Origin of the sequence: Gandjariella thermophila, assembly GCF_005405885.1 — a bacterium.
In the GTDB taxonomy this organism is placed as follows: Bacteria; Actinomycetota; Actinomycetes; order Mycobacteriales; family Pseudonocardiaceae; genus Gandjariella; species Gandjariella thermophila.
Window position 1 is genome coordinate 1 of sequence record NZ_BJFL01000077.1, and the last position, 5,526, is coordinate 5,526.

At 70.5% G+C, this 5,526-nt stretch carries 7 protein-coding genes; 3 read left to right on the forward strand and 4 right to left on the reverse strand.

The window, feature by feature from the left end; translation table 11 throughout:
• A partial coding sequence (locus FFT21_RS27875) for an integrase core domain-containing protein (RefSeq protein WP_137816618.1) occupies positions 1-153 on the forward strand: 153 nt, incomplete at its 5' end.
• Between the two features lie 141 nt (positions 154-294).
• On the opposite strand, the gene FFT21_RS27880 is transcribed toward FFT21_RS27875, so the two are convergent.
• From FFT21_RS27880 to FFT21_RS27895, 4 genes are all read right to left on the reverse strand, one after another.
• Positions 295-852: a hypothetical protein gene (locus tag FFT21_RS27880; protein ID WP_225978830.1), complete on the reverse strand. Its 558-nt coding sequence runs from the start codon at positions 850-852 to the stop codon at positions 295-297.
• A gap of 108 nt (positions 853-960) precedes the next feature.
• On the reverse strand, positions 961-1,662 hold the full coding sequence (locus FFT21_RS27885) for an arsenate reductase ArsC (RefSeq protein ID WP_137816892.1): 702 nt from the start codon (positions 1,660-1,662) through the stop codon (positions 961-963).
• On the reverse strand, positions 1,628-2,431 hold the full coding sequence (locus FFT21_RS27890; RefSeq protein WP_137816893.1) for an aquaporin: 804 nt from the start codon (positions 2,429-2,431) through the stop codon (positions 1,628-1,630). Before FFT21_RS27890 ends, FFT21_RS27885 begins: the two co-directional genes overlap by 35 nt.
• A gap of 168 nt (positions 2,432-2,599) precedes the next feature.
• Positions 2,600-3,310, reverse strand: coding sequence for an arsenate reductase/protein-tyrosine-phosphatase family protein (locus FFT21_RS27895; RefSeq protein ID WP_137816894.1), 711 nt, complete (start codon positions 3,308-3,310; stop codon positions 2,600-2,602).
• Between the two features lie 156 nt (positions 3,311-3,466).
• On the opposite strand from FFT21_RS27895, the gene FFT21_RS27900 reads away from it, so the two are divergent.
• Positions 3,467-3,901, forward strand: coding sequence for a MerR family transcriptional regulator (locus FFT21_RS27900; RefSeq protein WP_137816895.1), 435 nt, complete (start codon positions 3,467-3,469; stop codon positions 3,899-3,901).
• A gap of 122 nt (positions 3,902-4,023) precedes the next feature.
• Positions 4,024-5,313 carry an MFS transporter gene (locus tag FFT21_RS27905; protein WP_225978831.1) on the forward strand — a complete coding sequence of 430 codons (1,290 nt, stop codon included), beginning with the start codon at positions 4,024-4,026 and terminating at the stop codon, positions 5,311-5,313.
• Positions 5,314-5,526: the final 213 nt, after the last annotated feature.

Genomic DNA, 5,526 nt, shown 5'->3' on the forward strand with positions numbered 1-5,526 from the left:
ACCCGCGACGAAGCCCGGCGTGAGATCTTTCGCTGGATCGAAACATGGTACAACCGGCGGCGGCTGCACTCCGCCCTCGGCTATCTCACGCCCATCGAATGGGAGCATCACCAGCGCACAGACCGCCTGCTACCGTCCACCCAAGCCGCATAAGCCAGGCGTCCGGTCATCGGGGGGAACTCCACGGTGCGGTCACGTTCGTGGACTGCGGCGTTCATGAGGAGCACGTCGCGCCAGTGGCCGTGGTGTTGGCCGATGCGTTCGCGGTGCTCGACGGTGTCGGACGCGGGTTGGCTAGCTGTGTGCGGTCGCCTCGGTGTTGTCGATGTCGATGGTTGAGGTGGGGCGTCGGTGGGTGTGGCGGTGGAGGGCGCGCAGCAACAGCGGGATGCCAACCGCGGCTGGCAGCAGCCAGTAGGCGGCGTGCGGTAGCCGGTTCCACAGTGGGAGGTTGGGGCCGTTGTCGACGTAGAAGCCGGTGAACAGCGCGATGTAGGACACGGCCATCCCGGTGGCGTGGGTGCGCAGCCAGCCGCGCCAGCGACCTCGGCGGGCCAGCAGCCCCAGCGTCGCGGACGCGAGGGCGATGGCGCCGATTGCCAGCAGGTGGACGTCGTGGGGCCAGCGCAAGATCGCGAGCGCAATCAGCGCGGCGACCGCGATGGTCAGTGCCGCGTAGTAGACGTAGCCAGCGCGGGGGTGGCGTCCGGGTCGTTTGCGCGCGACCGCGGCCAGCGCGCCCGCGACGACGCATACGGCGCTGCAGGCCACGTGGACCGCGAGGATCACCAGGAAGATGGGGCGGTCGTCGGGGATCGGGATGCCGCCGATGACGATTGCCTGGGCTGGCATGGTGATCGCCTCCTACCCGCCGCCGTGGGCGGGCCCACAGTGTGCGCCGTGCCCGCGGCCGGCGGGTAGTACCGCCGGGCCAGGTGTCGATCCGATCTCGCGGGGGCGTCAGGTGCGGGTGGCGGTGAGTTCGGCGAGCAGTTCGCGGACGCGCTGGTCAATCTCGTCACGGATGGGGCGGATCTGTTCGACGGTCTTGCCGGCGGGGTCGTCGAGGTCCCAGTTGAGGTAGCGCTTGCCGGGGTAGACCGGGCAGGCATCGCCGCAGCCCATGGTGATCACGACGTCGGCGGCCTGGACAGATTCGTCGGTGAGCGGCTTGGGGAACTCCTGGCCGAGGTCCAGGCCGACTTCGAGCATGGCTTCCACGACGGCGGGGTTGATGGTTTCGGCGGGGGCGGAGCCGGCGGAGCGCACGGTGACCGTGCCGGCCGCGTGGTGGTGCAGCAGGGCGGCGGCCATTTGGGAGCGGCCGGCGTTGTGCACGCAGACGAACAGCACCTCGGGCGTGGTGGACACGATGGCTCCTTGGATCTTGGCGGTGGCGTGCAGGCGTTCCCGGGCGAACCGGGCCGCGAGGACGGGTAGGTGGGTGTAGATCCGGGCGTGTTGGGCGAGTTGGTCGTAGGACTCGCCGACACAGCGCCGGACAGTCTCGTATTCGAAGGTGCCCTCGAAGCGGCGGGTCAGGTCGGCTGCGATGTGGTTCAGCTGGACCCGAAGCGCGCTGGGGTGACCTTCATCGCTGTCGCGATGCGGCCGGTCGGCGAGCTGGTCAGGTGGCTTCCGGCGTGGTGGTGGTGTGGCCATCGTTGGCCTCCGTGTGGTCAAGGGCGCCGCCCCGGGCCCAGCGGCCAGGTGCGGTGGCTTCGGCGACGAGATGGGGCAGGACGACCTCGGCGGCCTGATCTGCGGTGACGATCGGGTACAGCGCGCGCAGCAGCAGCACGGCCGCGGCTGCGCCGACGAGTTGGGCGACGACGAACACCGGCGTGGAGCTGGGCGCGATGCCGGCGAAGGTGTCGCTGAAAACGCGGCCGACAGTGATAGCGGGGTTGGCGAAGCTGGTGGAACTGGTGAAGAAGTAGGCCGCGCCGATATAGGCGCCCACCGCGGCCGGGGCGCGGTCGGCGCGACCGGACCTGGCCAGCGAGAAGATCACCAACACAAGGCCGATCGTGGCCACCGCTTCGGAGACGCCGTGGGCCAGGCTGGCGCGTTGGGTGGTGCTGATACTGACCACCTCGGCGGAGAACATCACGTTGGCCAGCACGGCGCCGGTGACGCAACCGAGAACCTGGGCGGGCAGGTAGGCCAACGCGTGGCGCCAGGGCAGCCCCCCGAAGTTGGCGTCCACGAAGGACACCACGGGGTTGAAGTGGGCCCCGCTGACCGGACCGAACATGAGGATGATCGCGTACAGGCCGGCGGCCGTCGCTGCCGCGTTCTCGAAGAGCTGCAGGCCGGTGTTTCCCGGTGACAGGCGCTGGGCGGCGATCCCGGACCCGATCACCAGGGCGGCCAACAGCAGGCTGCCGAGGAACTCCGCCGCCAGCTTGCGGGTCAACTGCTGCCCCATCAACGCTCCTTTCGCCGGACGATGTGCGTGTGGACCGGTCGAGGCCGCGGGCCAGTCAGGCACCGACTGGGACACCACGTTCGTCTCGCCGCCCGCGGACCCGACGTCCGCTCTCGCCGCGCACCGGCCGGGCGGCCCCAGTCCTGCTTGGTCGGGCATCGGACGCTGTCAGTCACCACCCCGCTCCGGGGGGCCCGCAGCGGGGTGGTGAACAGCGGGAGCCAGCCGGTCGACCCGGTCGGCAAGATCGCGCGCGGCGCTCTCGAAGGCATCGGGGGTGCCCAAGCGCGCAGGGTCCGGCACCGACCAGTGCAGACGGTCGGCGACGCGACTGGCAAGTTGCTCGTGCGCGTTGTCGCACACCGCTACCACGAGATCCTCCGAGCGCAGCACCTCGTTGATGTGCCAGGTGCGAGCATCCGACAGCGACAGGCCGTACTCGCCCGCCACCGCAGCGGCCAGCGGATGCACCCGCTTCGCCGGTCGGGTGCCAGCCGAGGCCGCCGGCACCGTGCTGCGGCGCTTCCACAACGCGGCGGCCAACTGCGAACGCGCGGAATTGTGGGTGCAGACGAACACCACCCGTGGTGCCGCCCGCAGACCCTGCGGCGCGAGACCCGCCAACGCGCCCGGCTTCAGACGCAGATAGGTCCGTCGATGATCTCCCTCGGAGCGGGATCGCTCGACCACGCCGGCCTGCTCCAGCAGCTTCACGTGGTGCGCCAACAGATTGCTCGACAGGCCCACCTCCCGCCCAATCTCGCTGGGCGAGGCATCGCCCAGCAGCAGCCGGTCAACGATCGCCAACCGCGCGGGCTCCCCCAACGCCGCGTGCAACCGCGCCCGCGCCACCAGCGATGAAGACCACTCAACAGACATTGACTCAATATTTGCTGAGTTATCCGTGGTAGTCAACGCGCAACACCGGCGCCGCTGCGGCACAACCCTCGGGTGTTGGTGCAGCCCCTAAGCCCAGCACGTGGCGGCGACGTGGCGCTTGACTCTGGAGTCGACTCCAAGTTCTAGCCTCGAAACATGCAGACCGAGGCGGTAGCGGGGTTGACGGTGGCGCAGGTCGCCGCCCGCTCTGGACTGCGCCCGGATACCTTGCGTTACTACGAGCGCATCGGGCTGTTGCCCGCACCGCGCCGCACCAGCGGCGACCACCGTCGCTATGACGAGAACGTGGTCGACCGGCTGTTGTTCATCCGCGGGGCACAGCGGCTGGGTCTGCGGCTGGAGGAGATCCGCGATCTGCTGGCCGTCCGCGATACCGGCGTGTGCGCCTGCGAGCCCGCCGAGACGTTGCTGCGCCGCCATCTGGACGAGATCGACGCGGAGATGCGGCGACTGGCCACGCTGCGCACCCAGTTGACCACGATGCTGGCCAGCATGCCGGGACCGGACTGCCCCGACCCCGTGCCCGGCACCTGGTGCCCACCCACCGTCGAGCCGGAAGAGAGGGGGTGAACCGCGATGCCATGCCCGTGCTGCGGCGAGTACGGCTGCGGCTGTGACTGCTGCTAACCAGCCACGCTCTCGTCCCGCCCCGAGGCGCCAGGGCGAGACGACCAGCGACCACAATGCCTGGTGTGACCACGCCGCCTCCTGCCGAGCGCGGGCCCGACGCCGCCAGCGAGCACACGACTCCCGGGGAGCCGAGGCAGCGTTGGTTGACCCGCGGTGTCGGCGGCATCGGCAGCGCCAGCTTCCTCGCCGACGCCGGGCACGAGGTGCCCACCGCGCTGCTGCCCAGCCTGCTCACCGCCACCCTCGGCGCACCCGCCGCCGCGCTCGGGCTGATCGAAGGCATCTCCGACGCGCTGGCCGGGGCCGCGCGGCTGGCCGGCGGGGCGCTGGCCGACGACCCGCACCGCCGACGCCGGGTCGCCGTCGGCGGCTACACCTCCACCGCCGCGCTGGCCGCGCTCACCGGAGCTGCCACCAGCGTCTGGCAGGTCGGCGTGCTGCGGGCCGGGGCCTGGGCCGCCCGCGGCCTGCGCGTCCCCGCGCGCAACGCCCTGCTCGCCGACGTGGTCCACCCCAGCGCCTACGGCCGGGCCTACGGCTTCGAGCGCATGATGGACAACCTCGGCGCCATCGCCGGCCCACTGCTCGCCCTCGGGCTGGTCTCCGCAGTCGGGGTGCGGTGGGCGATCGGGCTGTCGATCATCCCCGGTCTGCTGGCCGCGGCAGCGATCATCTACGCCATCCGCCACGCGCCGCCCGCGCCCCGACGCGAACACACACCGATCCGCCTGCGCATCCGCCCGATCCTGCGCGGAGAACTCGGAAGGGTGCTTGGGGCGGTGGCCGCCTTCGAGGTCGGCAACGTGGCCGCCACCCTGCTGATCCTGCGCGCCACCGACCTGCTCACCCCAACTCACGGCACCAAGACGGCCACCACGATCGCGCTGGCGCTCTACACCCTATATAACCTCACCGCCACGCTCGCCTCGCTGCCCGCCGGCCGCGCCGCCGACCGACTCGGCACACGCGGACCCACCCGCGTCCTCACCTCCGGCGTCGCCCTGTTCGCCGCCGCCTACCTCGGCTTCGCCACCACCGGGGCGAACATCGCCATCCTGGCGCTGCCGTTCGCTGCCGCCGGAGTGGCCATCGGCTGCGTGGAAACCGCCCAACACTCCGCCGTGGCCGCCCTCGCTCCCGCCACGATCCGTGGGTCGGCGTTCGGGCTGCTGGCCACCATCCAAGCCGTCGGCAACCTCGCCGCCAGCAGCATCACCGGAGCACTGTGGACCTTGGCATCCCCGACCGTGGCATTCGGCTATCTGGCGGCCTGGATGCTGCTCGCCCTGATCGGGCTCGCATTCGCCGCGCACCCACGCAACCCGGGTCCGCGAACCCAAACATCGACGTAGAGCGTTATTCAGAGCCCTTACCAGCCAAGTCGGCAGAACTCCAGTGCGGTGACGATTCGGATGACATTTGGAAGCTCGGCGAGGTGCCCTGGCGGTGTCAAGTAGTGGGTGCACCACCAGCTTCTAGCAGCAGTTTGTTGAGGACTTCGGTGGGTTTGAGCCAGCCGAGAGTCTGCCGGGGCCGGTCGTTGAGTTCGTCGGCGACGGCGTCCA